The sequence below is a fragment of the Thalassovita sp. genome, assembly GCF_965218685.1.
Classification (GTDB): Bacteria; Pseudomonadota; Alphaproteobacteria; order Rhodobacterales; family Rhodobacteraceae; genus Thalassobius.
In genome coordinates, this window is sequence record NZ_OZ244657.1 from 3,210,454 (window position 1) to 3,229,587 (window position 19,134).

Annotated in this window: 16 protein-coding genes and 1 pseudogene; 12 read left to right on the forward strand and 5 right to left on the reverse strand. The window is 60.7% G+C overall.

All coding sequences use genetic code 11. The annotated features are described in order from the left end of the window. Positions 1–177 precede the first annotated feature (177 nt). The 4 genes from ACOQOQ_RS15920 to ACOQOQ_RS15935 are packed head-to-tail and all read left to right on the forward strand — an operon-like array spanning position 178 to position 3,930. The gene (locus ACOQOQ_RS15920; RefSeq protein ID WP_420567955.1) at positions 178–1,473 is read left to right on the forward strand and encodes an NAD(P)/FAD-dependent oxidoreductase; all 1,296 of its coding nucleotides are present in this window, start codon (positions 178–180) and stop codon (positions 1,471–1,473) included. Then, on the forward strand, positions 1,473–2,243 hold the full coding sequence (locus tag ACOQOQ_RS15925; RefSeq protein ID WP_420567956.1) for a DUF1365 domain-containing protein: 771 nt from the start codon (positions 1,473–1,475) through the stop codon (positions 2,241–2,243). Before ACOQOQ_RS15920 ends, ACOQOQ_RS15925 begins: the two co-directional genes overlap by 1 nt. After that, positions 2,219–3,373: a class I SAM-dependent methyltransferase gene (locus ACOQOQ_RS15930; protein ID WP_420567957.1), complete on the forward strand. Its 1,155-nt coding sequence runs from the start codon at positions 2,219–2,221 to the stop codon at positions 3,371–3,373. The genes ACOQOQ_RS15925 and ACOQOQ_RS15930 overlap by 25 nt, the downstream gene beginning before the upstream one ends. Beyond that, positions 3,373–3,930, forward strand: a complete 558-nt coding sequence (locus ACOQOQ_RS15935) for a DUF3833 domain-containing protein (protein ID WP_420567958.1) — start codon at positions 3,373–3,375, stop codon at positions 3,928–3,930. Before ACOQOQ_RS15930 ends, ACOQOQ_RS15935 begins: the two co-directional genes overlap by 1 nt. Here the strand turns inward: ACOQOQ_RS15935 and arsJ are convergent. From arsJ to ACOQOQ_RS15950, 3 genes are all read right to left on the reverse strand, one after another. After that, on the reverse strand, positions 3,927–5,126 hold the full coding sequence (arsJ, locus tag ACOQOQ_RS15940) for an organoarsenical effux MFS transporter ArsJ (RefSeq protein WP_420569789.1): 1,200 nt from the start codon (positions 5,124–5,126) through the stop codon (positions 3,927–3,929). The two genes, ACOQOQ_RS15935 and arsJ, sit on opposite strands and share 4 nt — an antisense overlap. A 62-nt stretch (positions 5,127–5,188) precedes the next feature. Next, positions 5,189–6,187, reverse strand: a complete 999-nt coding sequence (locus ACOQOQ_RS15945) for an ArsJ-associated glyceraldehyde-3-phosphate dehydrogenase (RefSeq protein ID WP_420567959.1) — start codon at positions 6,185–6,187, stop codon at positions 5,189–5,191. Then, positions 6,184–7,017, reverse strand: a complete 834-nt coding sequence (locus ACOQOQ_RS15950) for a metalloregulator ArsR/SmtB family transcription factor (protein WP_420567960.1) — start codon at positions 7,015–7,017, stop codon at positions 6,184–6,186. Before ACOQOQ_RS15950 ends, ACOQOQ_RS15945 begins: the two co-directional genes overlap by 4 nt. Positions 7,018–7,147: 130 nt before the next feature. Here ACOQOQ_RS15950 and ACOQOQ_RS15955 point away from each other — a divergent pair, with 130 nt between their 5' ends. The 4 genes from ACOQOQ_RS15955 to ACOQOQ_RS15970 all read left to right on the forward strand — a co-directional run bounded on the left by ACOQOQ_RS15955 (position 7,148) and on the right by ACOQOQ_RS15970 (position 13,396). Next, positions 7,148–8,068 (forward strand): LysR substrate-binding domain-containing protein, encoded by a 921-nt coding sequence (locus tag ACOQOQ_RS15955; protein ID WP_420567961.1) that lies wholly within the window; start codon positions 7,148–7,150, stop codon positions 8,066–8,068. 159 nt (positions 8,069–8,227) lie between these two features. Next, complete coding sequence (locus tag ACOQOQ_RS15960) at positions 8,228–9,901, forward strand: sulfatase-like hydrolase/transferase (RefSeq protein ID WP_420567962.1); 1,674 nt, start codon at positions 8,228–8,230, stop codon at positions 9,899–9,901. Between the two features lie 25 nt (positions 9,902–9,926). Next, positions 9,927–10,976, forward strand: coding sequence for a TAXI family TRAP transporter solute-binding subunit (locus ACOQOQ_RS15965; protein WP_420567963.1), 1,050 nt, complete (start codon positions 9,927–9,929; stop codon positions 10,974–10,976). Between the two features lie 83 nt (positions 10,977–11,059). Continuing rightward, positions 11,060–13,396, forward strand: coding sequence for a TRAP transporter permease (locus tag ACOQOQ_RS15970; RefSeq protein ID WP_420567964.1), 2,337 nt, complete (start codon positions 11,060–11,062; stop codon positions 13,394–13,396). Positions 13,397–13,465: 69 nt separating this feature from the next. On the opposite strand, the gene ACOQOQ_RS15975 is transcribed toward ACOQOQ_RS15970, so the two are convergent. Then, on the reverse strand, positions 13,466–13,948 hold the full coding sequence (locus ACOQOQ_RS15975; protein ID WP_420567965.1) for a DUF3237 family protein: 483 nt from the start codon (positions 13,946–13,948) through the stop codon (positions 13,466–13,468). Between the two features lie 133 nt (positions 13,949–14,081). Between ACOQOQ_RS15975 and ACOQOQ_RS15980 the strand changes: the two are divergent. The 4 genes and pseudogenes from ACOQOQ_RS15980 to ACOQOQ_RS15995 all read left to right on the forward strand — a co-directional run bounded on the left by ACOQOQ_RS15980 (position 14,082) and on the right by ACOQOQ_RS15995 (position 18,107). Next, a pseudogene (locus ACOQOQ_RS15980) lies at positions 14,082–15,154 on the forward strand (tartrate dehydrogenase). A gap of 121 nt (positions 15,155–15,275) precedes the next feature. Further along, a complete protein-coding gene (dctP, locus tag ACOQOQ_RS15985) occupies positions 15,276–16,292 on the forward strand; it encodes a TRAP transporter substrate-binding protein DctP (RefSeq protein ID WP_420567966.1) in 1,017 nt (338 codons plus the stop codon). Then, positions 16,289–16,810, forward strand: a complete 522-nt coding sequence (locus ACOQOQ_RS15990) for a TRAP transporter small permease (protein ID WP_420567967.1) — start codon at positions 16,289–16,291, stop codon at positions 16,808–16,810. The genes dctP and ACOQOQ_RS15990 overlap by 4 nt, the downstream gene beginning before the upstream one ends. A 10-nt stretch (positions 16,811–16,820) precedes the next feature. Continuing rightward, entirely contained in the window at positions 16,821–18,107 is a 1,287-nt protein-coding gene (locus ACOQOQ_RS15995) for a TRAP transporter large permease (protein ID WP_420567968.1), read from the forward strand. A gap of 94 nt (positions 18,108–18,201) precedes the next feature. Here ACOQOQ_RS15995 and ACOQOQ_RS16000 read toward each other — a convergent pair whose 3' ends face one another. Next, positions 18,202–19,071, reverse strand: a complete 870-nt coding sequence (locus ACOQOQ_RS16000; RefSeq protein ID WP_420567969.1) for an alpha/beta fold hydrolase — start codon at positions 19,069–19,071, stop codon at positions 18,202–18,204. Between the last annotated feature and the right edge of the window lie 63 nt (positions 19,072–19,134).

Sequence of the window (19,134 nt, forward strand, 5' to 3'; positions counted from 1 at the left end):
CCCCACGCTCTTGCGAGGGCGACGCTGCACTGGGGTCAATATCAATCTGGTCATAAGCCAACATACTCAACTTACGCTGCCGCGCCACGATTGGATCACAAATAAATTTTCCTGCGCCCAGATTGATCCGATCCCTGCCCCCACACGTATCCTTTTCAAAACACACTCGGAGGCAAAATGTCGTTTGATATCCCACAGAATACAGGCAGACGCATCGCGGTGATCGGAGGCGGCATCTCGGGGCTTGCAGCGGCCTATCAATTGCAGGGCCAGCACAATGTCACCCTGTACGAGGCCGCACCGCGCCTTGGCGGGCACGCCCGTACCAAACTGGCTGGCCTGCGCGGTGATCAGCCCGTGGACACGGGCTTTATCGTGTTCAACTATGCCAACTATCCGCACCTGACGCGGATGTTTCATGATCTGGAGGTGCCCGTTGAACGCAGCGACATGTCCTTTGGCGCCAGCATCGATGACGGGCGGCTCGAATATGGCCTGCGCACGCTGGGCGCGCTGGTAGCGCAGAAAAGCAACCTCGCCCGCCCCGGATTTCTGCGCATGGTGCGCGATATCAACCGCTTTAACACGCAAGCCGAGAGAGTGGCCGACAGCGACGACCTAACGGTGGGCGAGCTGATCCGGCGTCTGGATCTGGGCGCCTGGTTCCAGGCTTATTATTTGCTGCCGATCTGCGGAGCGATCTGGTCCACCCCGCCCGACAAGATCAAGGACTTTCCCGCGCGTTCGCTGGTGCGTTTTTTCCGCAATCACGCGCTGCTTTCTGCCACGGGTCAACATCAATGGTGGACGGTCTCGGGGGGCAGCATCCAATATGTTCGCCGTCTGCAGGCCAACCTGGAATCCCGCGGCACAGCATTGCGCCCAGACACCCCGGTTCAATCGGTTAGCCGCACGCCGTCCGGCGTCACCATACGCGCCAAGGGGGCTGAACCGGCCCATTTCGACGAGGTGATCTTTGCCTGCCACTCGGACACCGCACTGCGCCTGCTTGAAAACCCCAGCGGCGCCGAGCTCCGTGCGCTGTCCGCGCTGAAGTTCCAGGACAATCAAATGATCCTGCACCGCGACACCAGCGTGATGCCCAAACGGCGCGCTTGCTGGTCCTCGTGGGTGTACCAGGCGCAGACGGGGCAACATCAGCCTGCGATCGGGGTCACCTATTGGATGAACCGCCTGCAGAACATCCCTGAAAACGACCAACTGTTCGTGACGCTGAACCCGAACCGTCCGATTGACGAGGCGCAAATCTATGATCAGCATACATTCCGTCACCCGGTATTCGACCGGGCCGCACTGGACGCCCAAGTGCAAATCGCTCAGATACAGGGGCAGAACAACACGTGGTATGCCGGGGCCTACTTGCGCCATGGTTTCCACGAGGACGGTTTTGCCAGCGCGCACCGCGTGGCCAAGGCCCTGAAGCGGCGCTCGCAAATGCTGGATGTCGCGTGATGAGTGCCTTCGAACTTATCCAGGCCCACTCCACTCATGTGCGACGCGGCACCATCGCCAACAGCTTTCGCTATAGTGTGGATTTCGTACTGCTTGACCCCGAGGCCACCGACGGCCCTGCCCTGTTCTCGCGCCGAGGGTTCAACCTGACCAGCGTGCCCGACCGCCACCACGGAGGCCCCCGCGGTCAGGGTCACGGCGCCAAATGGGCCAGGGATCGCTTTGCCCGCGCCGGGCTGGACGAGCCCTATGATCTGCGCCTGCTGACACAGCCTCGCCTTTTGGGGATGGGCTTTAACCCGGTCAGTTTCTGGCTGGCCCTACGCGGCACCGACCTGCTGGCGGTCATCGCCGAGGTCAACAACACCTTTGGCAACAGGCACAGCTATGTCTGCCACCTGCCCGGCTTTCGCGCGATCACGGCTCAGGACCGGATCAAGGCACGCAAGTTGATGCATGTCTCGCCGTTTCAGGACATCGCTGGCGGGTATGCGTTTCAGTTCCGCATGGCACCTGACCGGATCGCCATTCGCATCATCCATGAAAACGGCCGCGAGGGCGTGATTGCCACGCTGTCCGGCCCGCGCGCGCCGCTGACCAACCGCGCGATCCTATGGTCCCTGCTGCGCCGGCCTGCGGGCTCGCTCAGGACTGTGGCCCTGATCTTCTGGCAAGCACTGCGGTTGCGCGTGAAAGGCGCCCGCTATCGCCCCTGCCCTGACGCTCCATCGACCGAGGTGACACAATGCTCTTTCTCTCAAAACGTGTGAAACAAGACTTTCTGGACCGCTGCGCCCAGATCAGCATGGGCAGCCTGACCCTGAAAACCCCCGAAGGCGAGGTGCTGCGCTTTGGACAACGCGCCCCCGAGGCCGAGATGCAAATCCGCGACTGGGCCGTCGTCACGGCCCTGGCTGCGCGCGGAGACATCGGCTTGGGCGAAACCTATGTGGCCGGGTTGTGGGACAGTCCGGACATCGACACGCTGATCCAGCTGGCGCTGCTGAACATGGACGCCTTCGGCAGCTTTGCCTATCCCAGCATGCTGCAAGGGCTGAAGTTCCGTCTGGTTGATCGGGTGATGCGGGCCAACTCGCCCACCGGGGCCGCGCGCAACATCAAGGCGCATTACGACGTCGGCAACGAGTTTTACCAACTGTGGCTGGACCCCGGGATGACCTATTCCTCGGCTCTTTTCGATCAGCCGGGGCTGGACCTGCAACAGGCCCAGGCGCGCAAGAACGCTCGTGTTCTGGATCGTTTGTCCGGCGACAGCCTGCTTGAGATCGGCTGCGGCTGGGGTGGTTTTGCCGAGGCCGCAGCCGAGCGTGGTCACGACGTCACCGGCATTACGCTTTCCCCAAGTCAGAAGGGCTATGCCGACGCGCGTCTGGATGGGCACGCCCGGATCGAGCTGCGCGACTACCGCGACCAGACCGGCACCTTCGATAATATCGTCTCGATCGAGATGATCGAAGCCGTCGGCGAGAAATACTGGCCCAGTTACTTTGGCACGCTCAAGGCGCGTCTGGCCGAAACCGGCACCGCGGTGATCCAGGCCATCACCGTCAGCGACGACTATTTCCCGATCTACCGCAACAGTTCAGACTTTATCCGCCAGCACACGTTTCCCGGTGGGATGCTGCTGTCAGACGGGGTGATCGCGGATCAGGCCGCGCTGGCCGGACTGCGTGTTTCGGACACGCTTGCATTTGGTCAGGACTATGCGAAAACCTGCCGGATCTGGGCCCAGCGCCTGCGCGAGGCCGGTCCGAAAGTTTACAAACTGGGCTATGATGAAGGGTTCCTGCGCAGCTGGTTGTATTACCTTGATATCTGTGCGGCATCTTTTGCGACCGGCCAAACAGACGTCGTCCAAGTCGAACTGAGGCACTTGTGATGGAATATATATCCCTGATTTTCATCGCTGTTTTGCTGCTGGCCCTGCTGGCCCTCTTGCGCCCGGGGATGCGGTTCGCCTCGCAACGCCCCGAGGATTACGCAGCAACAGGCCCGGCGTTTGACCTGCGCACGCATCTGAACGGCCCCATCCTGTCCGAGGGCATGATCCACGGCCCCACGGGGCGGGTAAATTCTCGGTTTCTGGCAAAGATGCATGGAAAATGGGAGGGCGCGCACGGCATCCTGACCGAGGATTTCACCTTTGCCGGGGGGCGCACGCAGCGCCGCGAATGGAGCCTGCGCCTGGGCAATGACGGACGCTTTACCGCAACAGCACCGGATGTGATCGGCATCGCCACAGGCGAGGTATCCGGAGCAGCGATCTGCATGCGCTACCGCATTCGGCTGGAACCTGACGCGGGCGGGCATGTTTTGTCGGTCACTGATTGGCTGTATCTGATGGAGAACGGCGTGATCCTGAACCGGTCCGAGATGCGCAAATTTGGCGTGAAGGTGGCCGAATTAACGGCCACCATGCGTCCACTTGCGGCCTAGGCAGGTTGGGCGCTTGGGGCGTGCAAACGGCCCGCGCCCACCCAGCTAAGCCCCACGAACAGCGCAGCCACGCCCAGACACCACGGCAGCCCGCCGATCTGATAGCTTAGCCCGCTCATCAACGTGCCCAGCAGCCGCCCCGCCGCGTTGGCCATGTAATAGAACCCGACATCCATCGTGACCCTTTCTGATTTGGTAAAGGCCAGGATCAGATAGGAATGCAACGAGGAATTCACCGCGAAAATGGCGCCGAAGACCAGCAGGCCAATCACCAGGGTGATCGTGAACCAGGTGCTTGCGCCGTCTGACACTTCGCACAAAACGGCCAGCACCGCGGGCACCACGAACAAGGCCGCGACCCACCCCTTGGCGGCGTGAACCAACTCGCCCACAGGGCGGGTGTTGGCCCGCAGCAGTTTGGGCGCGTAGGCCTGCACCGCGCCGTAAAGGATGGTCCAAACGGCCATGAAACTGCCGATCAGAAAGAACGCGCGGCGGTTGCCCTCTTCGCTGCCGTCGGACAGGACGGCGTAGAAAAAGATCGGGATGCCGACCACGAACCACACATCGCGCGCGCCGAACAGGAACAGGCGCGCACCGGAAAGCCAGTTGATGTTCCGATCTTTCGAGAAGACCTCGGAAAACTTCGCGCCCTTCTTGCCCCGCGGCAGACCGCTTGGCATTTTCAGCGCGATGGCGATCAGGATCACCGCCAGAATGGCCGCCATCCCCAGAACCGAAGGCACAAAGCCGAACAGCCCCAGCAGCGCGGCGCCCAACAGGAATCCGAACCCTTTGACGGCGTTCTTGGATCCGGTCAACACGGCCACCCAGCGGAACAAACCGCCATTGCCCGAAGGCGCCAGCAATTTCACGGCGCTTTTGGCGCTCATCTTGGCCAGATCCTTGGCCACGCCCGAGGCCCCCTGCACCGCCATCACAAAAGCGACGGAGGTCCACAGCGCCCAGCTTGGGTCAAGCTGCGCCAGCGCCAGCAGCGCCACCACTTGTAACCCCAGTCCAGCATACAGGGTCGAGGTCAGCCCGAACCGCGCGGCGATCCAGCCAGCGGACAGGTTGGTGATGATCCCGGCGATCTCGTACAGGATAAACAGATAGGCCAGCTGCACGGGCGAAAACCCCAGCGTGTGAAAGTGCAGCAGCACCAACATCCGCAAAGCCCCGTCGGTCAGCATGAACGCCCAATAGGCGGCGGTGACGGCGATATACGCCGCCAACCCATCTGGCTTTGTCTGGCTCACAGCGAGTTGCCCACCATCAGCGCCACGTCCACCAGACGCTGGGCATACCCCCATTCGTTGTCGTACCAGGCATAGATCTTCACCTGCGTACCATTCACCACCATGGTCGAGGGCGCATCGATGATCGAGCTGCGATCGTCATTGGTATAGTCGCACGACACCAGCGGGCGGGTCTCATAGCCCAGAATACCCTTCAGCGGGCCGTTGGCGGCGGCCTCGAACAGGGCGTTGACCTCTTCGACGGTGGTTTCACGCTCGACCTCGAACACGCAATCGGTCAGCGAGGCATTCAGCAACGGCACCCGCACTGCGTGGCCGTTCAATTTGCCCTTGAGGTCAGGGAAAATCATGGTGATCGCCGTGGCCGACCCCGAGGTTGTCGGAATAAGCGAGTTCAGCGCAGACCGCGCGCGCCGCAAATCCTTGGCCGGACGGTCCACGATGGTCTGCGTATTGGTGACGTCATGGATCGTGGTCATCGAGCCGTGCTTGATCCCCAGCCCTTCGTGCAGAACCTTGACCACGGGCGCCAGGCAGTTGGTGGTGCAACTGGCCGCGGTAACAATCTGGTGCTGATCGGGATCATAAATCTCGTCGTTGATGCCATAGACGATATTGGCGGTCGGGCCGTCCTTGACGGGGGCCGAGACAACGACCTTTTTCACCCCGGCGGCAAAATACGGGGCCAGCTTAGCCTCGGTCTTGAACACGCCAGAGCAGTCGATCACCACGTCCACGCCTTCTAGCGGCAGATCTTCGATCTTCGAAGTGCCTATGAAGGGGATACGTGTGCCATCAATGGTCACGCTGTCGGCATCATGCGAAAATTCGGCATCCCAACGGCCGTGCACCGTGTCAAACTCCAGCAGATGCGCATGCATTTCTGGGTCGCCCACAGCATCGTTGATCCAGGCCACCTGCGCGCCGCTGTCCAGCAAGGGTTTCAGCGCCAGTTTCCCCATACGGCCCAGGCCGTTCAGTGCATAAGTCGTCATTGTATTTCCATATCGTTGGCAAGGGCGTCCACGCGATTTTGCAGGGACACGCGATCCAGGCTGTCAAACGGCAGCGCGGCAAAGGCGATGATCCGGTTGCGCAACGCGGCATAGGCTTGCTGAAAGGCCAGTCGCTTTTCGGCATCGGTTCCGGTCGCTTTGACCGGGTCAGGCAGGCCCCAATGGGCGCTGATCGGCTGTCCTGCCCAGGCCGGGCATTCCTCGTTTGCGGCCTGATCGCAAACGGTAAAGACAAAATCCATCACGGGCGCGTCGGGCCCCTGAAATGCGGACATGGGCTTGGCGTACAGAACGCCCACGTCGTGCCCCTTGTCGGCCAGCATCTCGATGGCAAAAGGGTTCAGGCCAGTGGCCGGGTTCACCCCGACCGAATAGGCATTGAACCGATCCCCGGCTTCGGTACGCAGGATGGATTCAGCAAAAATCGAGCGGGCCGAGTTGCCCACACAGATGAATAGAACATTGTATTTGCGGTCTGGCATCACGGCCTCTTCGGTTCGAGCCCCACTGGGGCGGCACAGATCAGGGCGCCCCCGGCAGCAGTCATCTACAAGGAACGAAACCAGCCCCTCGGATTGCTCTTGGGACACGCGGTAAAGCAACGAGCGCCCCTCGCGGGTCTGCGATATCAGCCCCGCGTGACGCAGGGATGACAGATAGGCCGACAGGGTGTTGGCCCGCGCATCCAGCACGCCGGCAATCTCGCCTGCGGACAGCGCGTCAGGATAGCGGCGCATAAGCAGACGAAAGATCGCCAGACGCTGCGGGTGGGCCAGTGCGGCCAATTGTTCGACTCGATTCATTTCCATATTTCGCGAAATATCGAAATATAAACTTGGCTGCAATAGAAATTATCCGGAATCCAGCCGGGCCAGAGGTTGAACGCCCAGCGACGGCTCGGCTAGGGTACACAGACCTGCAACCGCAAAGGCCCCCTCCATGGTTTCCAAACGCATCCGTATGCGGCACTTGCGCTGCTTTACCGCTGTGGCGGACCTCGGCTCGGTCACGCGTGCCGCTGAACGGATGGGGACGGTGCAGCCTTCGGTATCGCGCTCGATCCGCGAGCTTGAGGAAGAGCTGGGCATCACCCTGTTTGAACGCACGGCTTCGGGGCTGGCGATGAATGCGGCGGGGCGGCTGTTGTATTCCTATGTCGATGGCGGGCTGGAACAGGTCGACCTGGGCATTAAAACCATGCGTGGCCAAATCGTGGAACAGCGGGTCAGCGCCTATGTCCTGCCCAACGTGGTGCGCATGGTGATGCCGGGGGCGACGGTGCGGTTCAAATCGCTCTATCCCTCGATCGATGTTGAATTCAAGGCGACCACCGGCGGCGGGCTGCACCACCATCTGCGGCTTGGCGACGCTGACTTCAGCTTTGGCCGCATCCAATCGGCCGAGGCAATGCAAGGCCTGAACTTCGAACACCTGTTCAGCGAGCCACTTGTTTTCTTTGCCCGCAGCGGCCATCCGCTGGACGGGGCCTCGAATCTGAGCATCCACGACATCAATGAATATCCCGTTGTGATCCCGCTGACTGACACGATCATCCGTGACGAGCTGGATCGGTTCATCATTGGCAAAGGGCTGTCGCGCTTCAAGAACCGGATCGAAACCATTTCATTCGAATTCGTGCGAAACTTCAGCCTTGTCTCGGATGCCATCGTGTTCCTGCCCTTGGGCGGAATGAAACGAGAGCTGCGCGACGGCACGGTCACCGCGCTGGACTTTTGCCAGGACGAGTTGATGGGCGCGGTCGGTTTGACCACACCAACGGCGCGAAAAACGTCGGAGCCTGCGCAGCTTTTGATGCAGGTCATCCGCGAAGAGGTTCAGATCCTTGGGCTGGGATCGTAACCACTCGATATAACCGTTTCGTTATGCGGTTTGCCAAATCACTATTTCTCAACGGCATATCGAATCGTTACGTTTACTTCAAATAAAAGGGAGGAGACGCTAAGCAGTCGCCATACAGGGCGGCGGCACTGGTCGGTTTGACCGCGGCGCAAAATATACATGGCTAAACCCAAAAATATTCTGTTCATCATGTTCGACCAGCTGCGCTGGGACTATCTTAGCTGTTATGGTCACAAAACCCTGCATACCCCCCATATCGACCGTCTGGCCAAGATGGGCGTGCGCTTTGACCGTTGCTATATCCAATCGCCGATCTGCGGCAGCTCGCGTATGTCCACATATACTGGACGTTACGTGCACAGCCACGGCGCCAGCTGGAACAACATCCCCCTGAAGGTCGGTGAAAAGACCATGGGCGATCACCTGCGCAAGCTGGGCATGGACTGCTGGCTGGTGGGCAAGACCCACATGAGCGTGGACGCCGAGGGAATGGAACGTCTGGGGCTGGAGCGCGACAGCATCATCGGTGCGCGCGTGGCCGAATGCGGCTTCGACGTGTTTGAACGCGACGACGGGATGCTGCCCGAGGGGCCGGATGGATCCTATGACCCGGATGGCGCCAAGGAGTATAACAAATGGCTGAAGGCCAAGGGCTACGAATCCGACAACCCCTGGCACGACTTCGCCAATTCGGGTCTGGATGACGAAGGCAACGTGCTGTCCGGATGGTTCCTGAAAAACTCGTCCGAAGCCGCGAATATCGCCGAAGAGGACAGCGAAACTCCCTATCTGACCGGCCGCGGCATGGAGTTCATCGAACAGGCCAAAGAACCCTGGTGCATGCACCTGTCCTTTATCAAACCGCACTGGCCCTATGTGGTGCCCGAACCCTATGCCAGCATGTACGGCCCCGAAGACGTGCAAGAGGTCATCCGCTCGGACGACGAATATGAAACCGCGCACCCGGTACTAAAGGCGTTTATGGACAGCGGCGTAGGCAAGGCGTTTTCCCGCAAAGAAGTGCGCGAGGCCGTGATCCCCGCCTATATGGGCCTGATCAAGCAATGCGACGACCAGATGGGCCGCCTGTTCGACTGGCTGGAAGAAACCGGCCGGATGGAAGACACGATGATCGTGCTGACCTCGGATCATGGGGATTTCCTGGGCGATCACTGGATGGGCGAAAAGACCTTTTTCCACGACAACTCGGCCAAAGTGCCGTTGATCATCTATGACCCCTCGTCCGAGGCCGACGCCACGCGCGGCACCGTCTGCGATGCGCTGGTCGAAGCGATCGATCTGGCCCCCACCTTTGTCGACGTCGCGGGCGGCGAGCCGGAATACCACATCCTTGAGGGCGAAAGCCTGCTGCCCGTGCTGCGGGGCGAGCGTGCCGAAACCCTGCGCGACTATGCGATCTGCGAATACGACTACTCGGCTTCGCCCACAGCGGATCAGCTGGGTCACGGGGTGCGCGACGCCGTGATGTTCATGGTCGCCACCAAGGAATGGAAAATGGTCCATTGCGAGGGCGAGCATCGCCCGATCCTGTTCGACCTGGTCAACGACCCGCTTGAATTGCGGGACCTGGGTGACAGCGAGGACCATCAGGACATCATCGACCAGATGTATGACAAGCTGTTTGCCTGGGCACGGCGGCAGTCTCAGCGCACCACGCGCAGCCACACACAACTGGAGGAGATGCGGACAAAAACCCGCCGTCGCGGCGTGATGATCGGCATCTATGACGAAAACGAAGCTCCACTGGAGCTGACAGTGAAATACCGCGGCCGCAAAGCGCCCAACATGAAAAAAGGCGTCGCGGCCGAATAACTTTCCAAGGGAGGAACTGGAAGAAATGAAACACGTAACCAAAACGCTAGCGGCGGCTGCGGCTGCACTGGGGCTGAGCGCAGCCGCAGCGCAGGCGCAAGCCAACCTGACCTATGAAACCACCACTCCGGGCGCGGCCACCCATGCCACCGCCATGCATATGGCAGAGGTCAGTTCGCGCGCTGGCATCGCCAACCTGCAGGTGCTGGAAGGCCAGACGCTGACCAACTCGTTGATGAACATCGCCGAAGGGCGCTCGGACATCTCGAACATGCCGCTGATCCTGGTGTTCCTGCTGGACAAAGGCCGTGGCCCATACTCGAAAACCGGTGCTGAAAAAGGCGCCGAGCTGGCCTCGAACGTGCGCGCGCTGTATCCGTTCAACTCGGGCGCATATGGCCTGATCGCGCTGGAAAGCGAAGGCATCGATTCCTGGGAGAAACTGCGCGGTAAAAACGTCTGGAACGGCCCGCCCCGTGGCGCCGCGCTGGTGAACGCGCGTCAAGCCGCACAGATGGCTGCCGGCCTGAAGGATGGCGAGGATTACACCGGTCACCAGACCAACTGGGGGCAGCTGCCCTCGGTTCTGGTGGATGGTTCGATGGACGCCTTTGTGCTGCCGCTGACCTTCCCCTCGCAGCGTGTGACCACCATGCAGGCCGCGGGTGACGTTGTCATCGTCTCGACCCCCAAGGACGTGTTCGAAAGCGATGCCTACCGCAAGATCTTCAACGCGCCCGGCAACGTGCCTGTGATCGTCCACTGGGATGAAATGGGCTATGGCGACGGTGTGCGCATGGTGTCCGAGGATGGCAACTTCCGCGGGATCGGTACGGCGTTTGCCGACATCGTGAACAAGGACATGCCGTTTGATCTGGCCAAGGCCCTGGTGGCCGAGCACATCAAGACCCTGGACGAGATGAAAAACCGCACGGCGTTCATGAAAAACACCAACCTGGGCATTCTGGACGCCGAGACCACGGGTTTCTGCGGACCCTTGTCGCTGAAGTATCACCCCGGCGCAATCGCCGCATGGGAAGAAGCCGGTTACACCGTACCCGAGTGTGCCAAGTAAACAGCGCACCATTCGCCCGGGCGGCGTAACACTGATCGCCCGGGCCCCTACACTCTGCAAAACCCCACAGACTGGAGCCCCCCATGAACACCGACGTCGTTCGGCCCACCAGCTTATTCACTCGATTGTCCCTGGTGCTTGGGCTTGTCCTGGTCATCATCGGTCTGCTCAACACGCTGCCCTCGTTTCCGGGGCTGGATGACTGGGTTTCCGACACTTTCGGCAAGGATGTTAAAATCCGCCGATTCAGCTTTGAATACCTCGCGCCCCTGTGTTTCCTGGTCATGATGTGCACCGTGGCGCTGGACCAATCCATGGCGCGACTGTTCCGCAACAAGGGCCCTTTGAAATACGCCTTTGGCCTTGGCATGGACTTCGCACTGGTGATCATGGCGGTCGTCGTATCGGCCTCGTACCTGATCGAAATCGACAGCGTTTGCCTGATCGACCAATTCACCGGCGAGCGCGCCGAGCTGATCGCCCGCGCCCTGCAAGAAGAGATCGAGTTCAACGAGTCCATGGGCCTGCCGCCGCCAACCACGGTGGACGATCCTTCGTGCATCAACACGCTGGGACTGGGCATCTTCCCGATCATGGCATTGGCGATCATCGTGTTCCTTGGCTACAACGTGCGCGTCTGGGGCTTGCCGCTGGTGGCCGTGGCCATCGCGATTGCCACCTACACCATGCTGACCGTGTTCATCTGGTACTTCTTCGGCGCCGACGACATGAACAAATACCTGGTCACCAAACTGGGCGGCGAGCCGCGCATGTTGCTGGATGGCCGTCCCAATATGCAGGACATCCTTGTCAACAACGCCCAGGGCATCCTGGGCCGGTTCATGGCGATCCTGATGAACACTGTCTTCCCCTATATCGTGCTGGGTGCGCTGTTCGGCGTGTCCGCTGGCGGGCAGTCGCTGATCAAGGTGGCCTTCCTTTGGACTCGCCGTTTGCGCGGTGGTCCGGCCCATGCTGCGATCGTCAGCTCGGCCATGTTCGGCACCATCTCGGGCGGTCCCGTGGTGAACGTGCTGTCAACCGGCGTGCTGACCATCCCAATGATGCTGAAACGTGGGTTCCAACGCACGTTCTCGGGTGGGATCGAAGCCGCGGCCTCGTCTGGTGGGCAGATCATGCCGCCTGTGATGGGTGTGGCCGCCTTCGTTCTGTCGGCCATGACCGTTGTCCCCTACCGTGAAGTGATCATCGCCGCCTCGCTGCCTGCGCTGGCGTACTTCGGCTGCCTGTTCCTGACCGTGGTCTTCCAGGCGCGCAAACAGGGCATCGAGGCCGTGGGCGACGTCACCGACGACATGCGCCTGACCGGCGAGGACAAGCTGCATCTGGTCATGATCTTCGCACCGATCCTGCTGATCCTGGTACTGCTTCTGACCCCGAAAGAGGCCGTGGGCTGTGGCCCTCTGGCCGGGCTGTGGGGTGTGCAGCAGATCATCACTGAAAATGGCTGCCGCGCCGAAAGCCTGCCCTGGTTGCTGCAATTGTTCCAGAACTCGGCCGGTGATGCTGGTTCGGCCGGGTGGTGGGCAACCGCCCTGCTGGTTGTGCTGTTCTTCCTGGACAAGAAGATCCGTCAATCGCCGCAGAAGATCCTGGCCGCTCTGGCCGACGCGGGTCTGCTGGTCAGCCGGTTGTACCTGATGTTCCTGGCCGTGTCGGTGATCGACTTCTGCCTGAACTTCACCGGGCTTTCGAACTATATCGCAATCGACATCGTTGGCTGGCTGCGTGAAAGCGGCGGCATCATCGGCGAAAACGCCTTCTTCCTGCTGTTGGCGCTGATGGCAACCATGCTGATGGCGATCCTGCTGGGCATGGGGATGCCCACGGTGCCCGCCTATATCAACGTGGCACTGCTGATGGGGCCAATGCTTGTGGGGCTGGGGATTGCGACTTTTACCGCGCATATGTTCATCTTCTACTTCGCGGTGGCCTCGGCGATCACTCCACCCGTGGCGATCGCGGCCTTTGCGGCGGCGTCCATCACCAAGGCTGATCCGATGCGTACGGGCGTGGCCGCGGTGCGCGCAGGCGTGGTGATCTTTGTGGTGCCCTTCATCTTTGCCTTCTACCCCGAGCTGCTGCTGATCGAGGCCGCCCAGCTGAACCCCGTGGGTGGCGGAGAGCGTTACTTGGAAGGTCTGGACGGAGGGGTGCACCCCACGCACCTGGCCTGGATCGCTGTACGCATCGCGCTGGCTCTGTATCTGCTGGCCAGCGTCCTGGCCCGGTTCGAGGCGCGCCCCATGGGCCGGATCGAGATGGGCATCCGACTGGTCCTGTGTGTGCTGGTGCTGATGAAAAGCGTGATCATCGCGGGGCCCGCCATCGTCGTCGCCCTTGGCGTTATCGCCTGGCACTGGCGCAGTAAGAATTCGGCAGGGATGGCCACGGCCTGATCCCGACTCTGCTGAAAAGGAAAAGGCGCGAGGGACCCCTCGCGCCTTTTTCATTGCCCCATCGCCGGATTAGCGGGGCGTGTCCACCTCCCATGCGCGGATGATCACCGCTTGCCGCCCGGGCCGCGCAGATAGCAGGGTGCCGATCAACAAGCGCCGGTTCAGCCACCCAAAGGGCCCCTCTTCGACCCGCGCCTGGATCGCGCTCATGGCATAGCGTTCAGGCTTTCGGGTCTCGTCCACGATCACGCGGTTCCGCACGGTGATCACGGGGCCGCCCTCGATCTGCATTTCATAAAGCGCGTCCAGCTCTTTCACGCCGTCGGCGCGCAGGAACTGTCGGTCCGCTCCACCGGGCAGTACCGCGCCGGACAACCCGTCAAATGCGGGCCCGGCATAAAACCGCCCCCCCAAGATGGGCACGATAAAGCGATGCCCACCTGCGGCCGGACCAAGATCCTGCCGGTCGGCAACGTCTACGATCGCCGTCCACACAAGGCGCGACACCGGCGAAACAGCGGGGATGTTTTCCAAGATTTCTGAATCAGTCATTCCTAAGTCCTACCTGCGGTGGCGCATCATCGGAAATGGGTTTTGCTTATCGCAAGGCTGCCTGTTTTATTTGATGCTTATATCATTCCTACCTACCGTCACGGTAATCACCATGACTCACAAGGGACGTCCCATGCAAAACTACAAGATCGCCGCCATTCCCGCAGACGGCATCGGCCCCGAAGTGATTGATGCAGGCTTGCAGGTTCTGGAGGCTCTGGCCCAACGAGACGGCAATGTCTCGTTCGACGTGACCAAGTTTGACTGGGGCTCGGACTACTATAAGGCAAACGGGGTGATGATGCCCCAGGATGGGCTGGACCGGCTCAAACCCTTTGACGCTTCTTCTTCGGAGCGGTCGGCGCCCCCGATGTTCCGGACCATGTCACCCTGTGGGGGCTACGGCTGCCGATCTGTCAGGGCTTCGATCAATACGCCAATGTGCGCCCCACCCGCATTCTGCCCGGAATTTCCGCTCCCCTGAAAGACAAGGGACCAGGTGATCTGGACTGGGTGATCGTGCGCGAAAACTCGGAAGGTGAATATGCAGGCCATGGTGGACGCGCGCATCGCGGCATGCCCGAGGAAGTGGCCACTGAAACCGCGATTTTCACGCGGGTCGGAGTAGAGCGCATCATGCGTTATGCCTTTGGTCTTGCTCAATCGCGCCCACGCAAGTTTCTGACGGTTGTCACCAAGTCCAATGCCCAGCGTCATGGCATGGTGATGTGGGATGAAATCGCTGCCGAAGTCGCCCGGGAATTTCCGGACGTGGCATGGGACAAGATGCTTGTGGACGCCATGACCGTGCGCATGACGCTGCAACCCGAAAGCTTGGATACGATCGTTGCAACCAATCTGCACGCCGACATTCTGTCGGATCTTGCAGGTGCCCTGGCCGGCAGCCTTGGGGTGGCCCCAACCGCCAACATTGACCCTCAGCGCCGGTTCCCCTCGATGTTCGAGCCCATTCATGGCTCGGCCTTTGACATCACGGGCAAAGGGATCGCAAACCCCGTGGCAACCTTTTGGACGGCGTGTCAGATGCTGGAACATCTTGGAGAACCTGTTCTGTCGGCGCGCCTGATGAAAGCCATCGAGGACGTATGCAGCGCGGGGGTAATGACCCCTGATGTGGGTGGCTCGGCGACCACTCAAGAAGTCACTGACGCTATGATCGACACCATTCGAGGCTCGAACACCTGAAGCGATCCGAGCGATATGATATACCTATCGCTCATGGGGGTGCTTTATTTTTCGATTATGTGTGACCGTTGTAGCGTTTTGATAAGCGGCGCATGCCGCATCAATGGGAGGAATAACCAGAATGCTTTCTTTTGCCAGAAAAATTGCGTCCGTCGCCAGCGTCGCCGCCTTGTGCGCGGCGGCCGGCAGTGCCGTTCAGGCCGCGGACGAGCTTGTGATCTCGTCGGCCACACCGCCGCAACATATCCAGACGACAACAATGACCACCTTTGCCGCCGCGCTGGAGAGCCGCTCGGGTGGGGCGCTGAAGGCCAAGGTGTTCGATTCCAGCCAGCTGTATAACGCACGTGACGTGGGTAAGGCCGTGGCGCGTGGTGATGTCGGCATGGCCATCGTCCCCTCACCCTATCTGAGCCGGGTCGAGGCCAATATCAACGTGCTGGACCTGCCTGTCCTGAAAGGCATGACCGCGCAGGAACGTGCCGACATGCTGGACGGCCCGATCGGCGACATCCTGAACGAAAAACTGTCCGCCAAGATGGGTGTCGTGGTTCCCGGACACTGGCCAATCCTGGGCCGCGTCTATTATTGGTCGACCACCAAACCCCTGACAAACTTCGAAGAATTCGTCGGCATGCAGGTCCGCATCCCCGGGGGCGCTGGCCCGGCGGCCGTTGTCGAAGGCATGGGCGGTGTTCCGGTCGTAATGCCTGGCTCGGACATGCCGCTGGCTCTGCAACAGGGCACGGTGGACGCGACCATGGGCTCGATTGAATCGGTGGTGCAGCAAAAACTGACCGATGTCGGCGTGCGGTACGGATTCTGGGACAAGGGCATTGTCGGCTTTCTGATCCCCATCGTCAGCAACGGATACTGGAGCAGCCTGACCGACGCCGAAAAGGCGCTGTTCACAGAGGTCTGGAACGATGTCGTGGCCGAACAACGCGTGGACTCGATCGCGGTGGATGGCGAGTATCGCGAGGTTCTAAAGGGGTGGGGCGTGACCATCTCGGACGCGGACACTTCTGCCGCCGAAGCCATGCGCGAAAAAATGATGCCACAGCAAGAGGCCGTGATCGCCAAGTACAAGCTTGACGGTGACCTGGTTCAACTTGCAACGCAGGCTGCCTCGAAGTGACACAACTGATCGCTTTTCTTGATCGCCTGATCGGCTGGATCACGGCAGCGGCGCTGGCCATCACCTTTGTACTGTTGGTCTACAACGTCGCGACCCGCTATCTGATCCAATTCGGCATAGTTCCCCCTTCTGTCCAATTGAACTGGGTGTTCGAGATTTGCGTGTTCCTTTTGGTCTGGGCGGTCCTTTTAGGGGTCGCCCGGATCGAGCGGCGCGCGCAGCATATCCGCGTGGATTTCCTGTATGCGCGGTTTAGCCCGAAGTGGCAGACCATTTCCGAGCTGTTCGCCCTGGTCTTTGCCGCAGGTGTCGCCGTGTTCTTTATTTATTCAGGCAAGCTGGTGGTTGATGACGCCATTTTGTGGGATGAACGCAGCGAAACCACCCTGCGCACGCCGTTCTGGATCCTGTACCTAGCGCTTAGCGTGGCCTTCTCTGTGCATTTGCTGTTCATTCTGGAACGTCTGGGCCGCCTGATCCGTTCGGGTGAAAGCGCCAAGAAAACCCCCTTCAACTAGGACATAGACAATGGGTTCTTTGATCTTGATCGCGGTTCTGGCCGCACTGATTTTGCTTGCCCTTGGCATTCCAATCTACCTGGTGCTGATGGGGGTATCCTCGATCCTGCTGGTGGCCGAGGGCCGCACGGTTGCCGGATTGGGTCAGCACGTGCTGGATCATCTGCAATCGCCAATCCTGATCTCGGTACCGTTCTTTATCCTGTCGGCGGTTCTGATGCAGGGGGGCGGGCTGGCGCGGGTGCTGTTTGACGCGGCCCTTGCCTGGATCGGATGGGTGCGCGGCGGGCTGGCTATTGCCGGCGTTGCGGCCACGGCAGTGTTTGCCGCAATCACCGGGTCCTCGGCGGCCACGACGATGGCGATGGGCACCCTGCTGGTTCCGCTGATGGAGGAGAAGGGCTACAAAACCTCCTTTGCCATGGGTCTGACCGCGGCGGCGGGCACCTTGGGCATCCTGATCCCCCCGTCCCTGCCGATGATCCTGTTCGGCCTGATCGCCGAGGAATCCATTCCTCGGTTGTTTCTGGGCGGAGTGATCCCCGGACTGATGCAGGCGGGCCTGTTCGCGCTGTATATCTTTTTCGTGGCTGAAAAGGTCGGTGGCGCGGCTGAACCGATGGTCGGGCGCCGCCAGTTCGTGCGCACCAATGTCCACGCCTTCCCCGCCTTCCTGATCCCGATCGTCGTTCTGGGAGGCATCTATGGCGGGTTCGTCACCCTGACCGAGGCCGCCGTACTGGGCGTACTTTGCGCGCTGATCGCGGTTCTGTTTTTCTATCGTTCGGCCCGGCTGCGCGACATTCCGAAGATGCTGACCGACGCGATTGACCGGACCTCGGTGATCATTCTGATCATCATGGGGGCCACGCTGGTGTCGTCGTGGATCATCAAATCAGGTGTCCCGCAAAGCTTTGCCACTTCGATCGTGCAAAGCGATCTGAAGCCATGGCAATTCCTGCTGATCATGAACCTTTGCCTGCTGATCCTGGGCATGTTCCTGGAGGGCGTCGCGATCATCCTGATCGTCCTGCCGGTGGTGTTCGTCGTAGTCCGCGAGCTGGGTATCGACATGACACATTTTGCCGTGGTCATGGTGATCAACATCGAGCTTGCCCTGCTGTCGCCCCCTATCGGGTTGAACCTGTTCGTAATGTCCAACGTCACCGGCCGCCCCGTCAGTCAGGTTCTGCGCGGTACGATCCCCTTCTTCCTGATCATGCTGTGCCTGCTGATCATGGTGACCTTTATTCCGGCGCTGTCCACATGGCTGCCGAACCTGGTGCTGGGGGGCTAACCTGCCTGCTTTGACGGCCCGGCGCGCGCTGTGCCTGGCAAACCAGAAAGGGGCGCCGAGCAAACCGCTCGGCGCCCCTTCGGACAGGCAGGTATCAGGCCTTGAGGGGGGCTTTGGTCAGCGAATGATCGCGAAGGAAGGACAGGACTTCTTTGTTGAATACCTGGGGCTTTTGTTGCGAGACGGAATGCCCGGCCCCTTCCACGATCCGCACCCGCGCCCGATCCAAAACATTGGAGACATTCGCAAAAATGGCAGCATGCACGGGTGCTGTCTGGGCGCCGGACATCAGCAGGATCGGCATCGGCAGCTGCGCCAGAGCCTTTGGATCCAGCAGCGGGAATTCATCATCCGACAGGGCAAGGCTGCGCGCCGCCTGCACGTTCCGCATCCGGCGGGCCATGACCTCGGGCGGGATCTCTTGCGGGTCGCGGCCCACAATGCCGCCCGTCAGAATTTGCACGGCCTTTTCGTTGTCTCCGCGCTCGAATGCCTCGCGCGCTGGCAGGGCCGACGTCTTGAGGAAGGCCTGGGCCGTAGCGGCGCCTTCGCTGGTCATCTGGGCATAGCGCATCATCGGCGCCTCGACCGCAACGATGGCCTGCACCCGTGCCGGAGCTTTCAGCCCCGTCGCCAACGCGGTGAACCCGCCATACGAGCTGCCGACAAGAACAGCCTTTTCAATACCCAAGGCATCCATCAACCCCAGCAAATCTTCGGCGTCGACCAAAGCGTTATGGCTGCGGGTGTTCATAGGATTTGGGTTCGGATCACTGTAGCGGCGGCTGTAGGTCACGCAGTCGAAATGCGGCAAGAACGCCTGCCATTGTGGCCCCCAGGATCGCCAGTCACCCATCGCGCCGTGAATGAAAATCAACGCCGGCCCCGCCCCTGATCGTACATAGTTCAGTGTGATCCCACTGGGCAAGGTCACTGGGATTGGGGTCTGGTCAGGCAGGCTCAAGTCACGGTCCTTCGCGGTCATCAGGCGGGTCAGGCGATCACGCCTTGTGTGTTTTAAGCTTAA

Excerpts from the sequence above, each read along its gene's own strand:
- ACOQOQ_RS15920 (WP_420567955.1), top strand. The coding sequence starts at position 178 with ATGTCGTTTGATATCCCACAGAATACAGGCAGACGCATCGCGGTGATC.
- ACOQOQ_RS15925 (WP_420567956.1), top strand. The coding sequence starts at position 1,473 with ATGAGTGCCTTCGAACTTATCCAGGCCCACTCCACTCATGTGCGACGC.
- ACOQOQ_RS15930 (WP_420567957.1), top strand. The coding sequence starts at position 2,219 with ATGCTCTTTCTCTCAAAACGTGTGAAACAAGACTTTCTGGACCGCTGC.
- ACOQOQ_RS15935 (WP_420567958.1), top strand. The coding sequence starts at position 3,373 with ATGGAATATATATCCCTGATTTTCATCGCTGTTTTGCTGCTGGCCCTG.
- arsJ (WP_420569789.1), bottom strand. The coding sequence starts at position 5,126 with ATGCTGACCGACGGGGCTTTGCGGATGTTGGTGCTGCTGCACTTTCAC.
- ACOQOQ_RS15945 (WP_420567959.1), bottom strand. The coding sequence starts at position 6,187 with ATGACGACTTATGCACTGAACGGCCTGGGCCGTATGGGGAAACTGGCG.
- ACOQOQ_RS15950 (WP_420567960.1), bottom strand. The coding sequence starts at position 7,017 with ATGGAAATGAATCGAGTCGAACAATTGGCCGCACTGGCCCACCCGCAG.
- ACOQOQ_RS15955 (WP_420567961.1), top strand. The coding sequence starts at position 7,148 with ATGGTTTCCAAACGCATCCGTATGCGGCACTTGCGCTGCTTTACCGCT.
- ACOQOQ_RS15960 (WP_420567962.1), top strand. The coding sequence starts at position 8,228 with ATGGCTAAACCCAAAAATATTCTGTTCATCATGTTCGACCAGCTGCGC.
- ACOQOQ_RS15965 (WP_420567963.1), top strand. The coding sequence starts at position 9,927 with ATGAAACACGTAACCAAAACGCTAGCGGCGGCTGCGGCTGCACTGGGG.
- ACOQOQ_RS15970 (WP_420567964.1), top strand. The coding sequence starts at position 11,060 with ATGAACACCGACGTCGTTCGGCCCACCAGCTTATTCACTCGATTGTCC.
- ACOQOQ_RS15975 (WP_420567965.1), bottom strand. The coding sequence starts at position 13,948 with ATGACTGATTCAGAAATCTTGGAAAACATCCCCGCTGTTTCGCCGGTG.
- dctP (WP_420567966.1), top strand. The coding sequence starts at position 15,276 with ATGCTTTCTTTTGCCAGAAAAATTGCGTCCGTCGCCAGCGTCGCCGCC.
- ACOQOQ_RS15995 (WP_420567968.1), top strand. The coding sequence starts at position 16,821 with ATGGGTTCTTTGATCTTGATCGCGGTTCTGGCCGCACTGATTTTGCTT.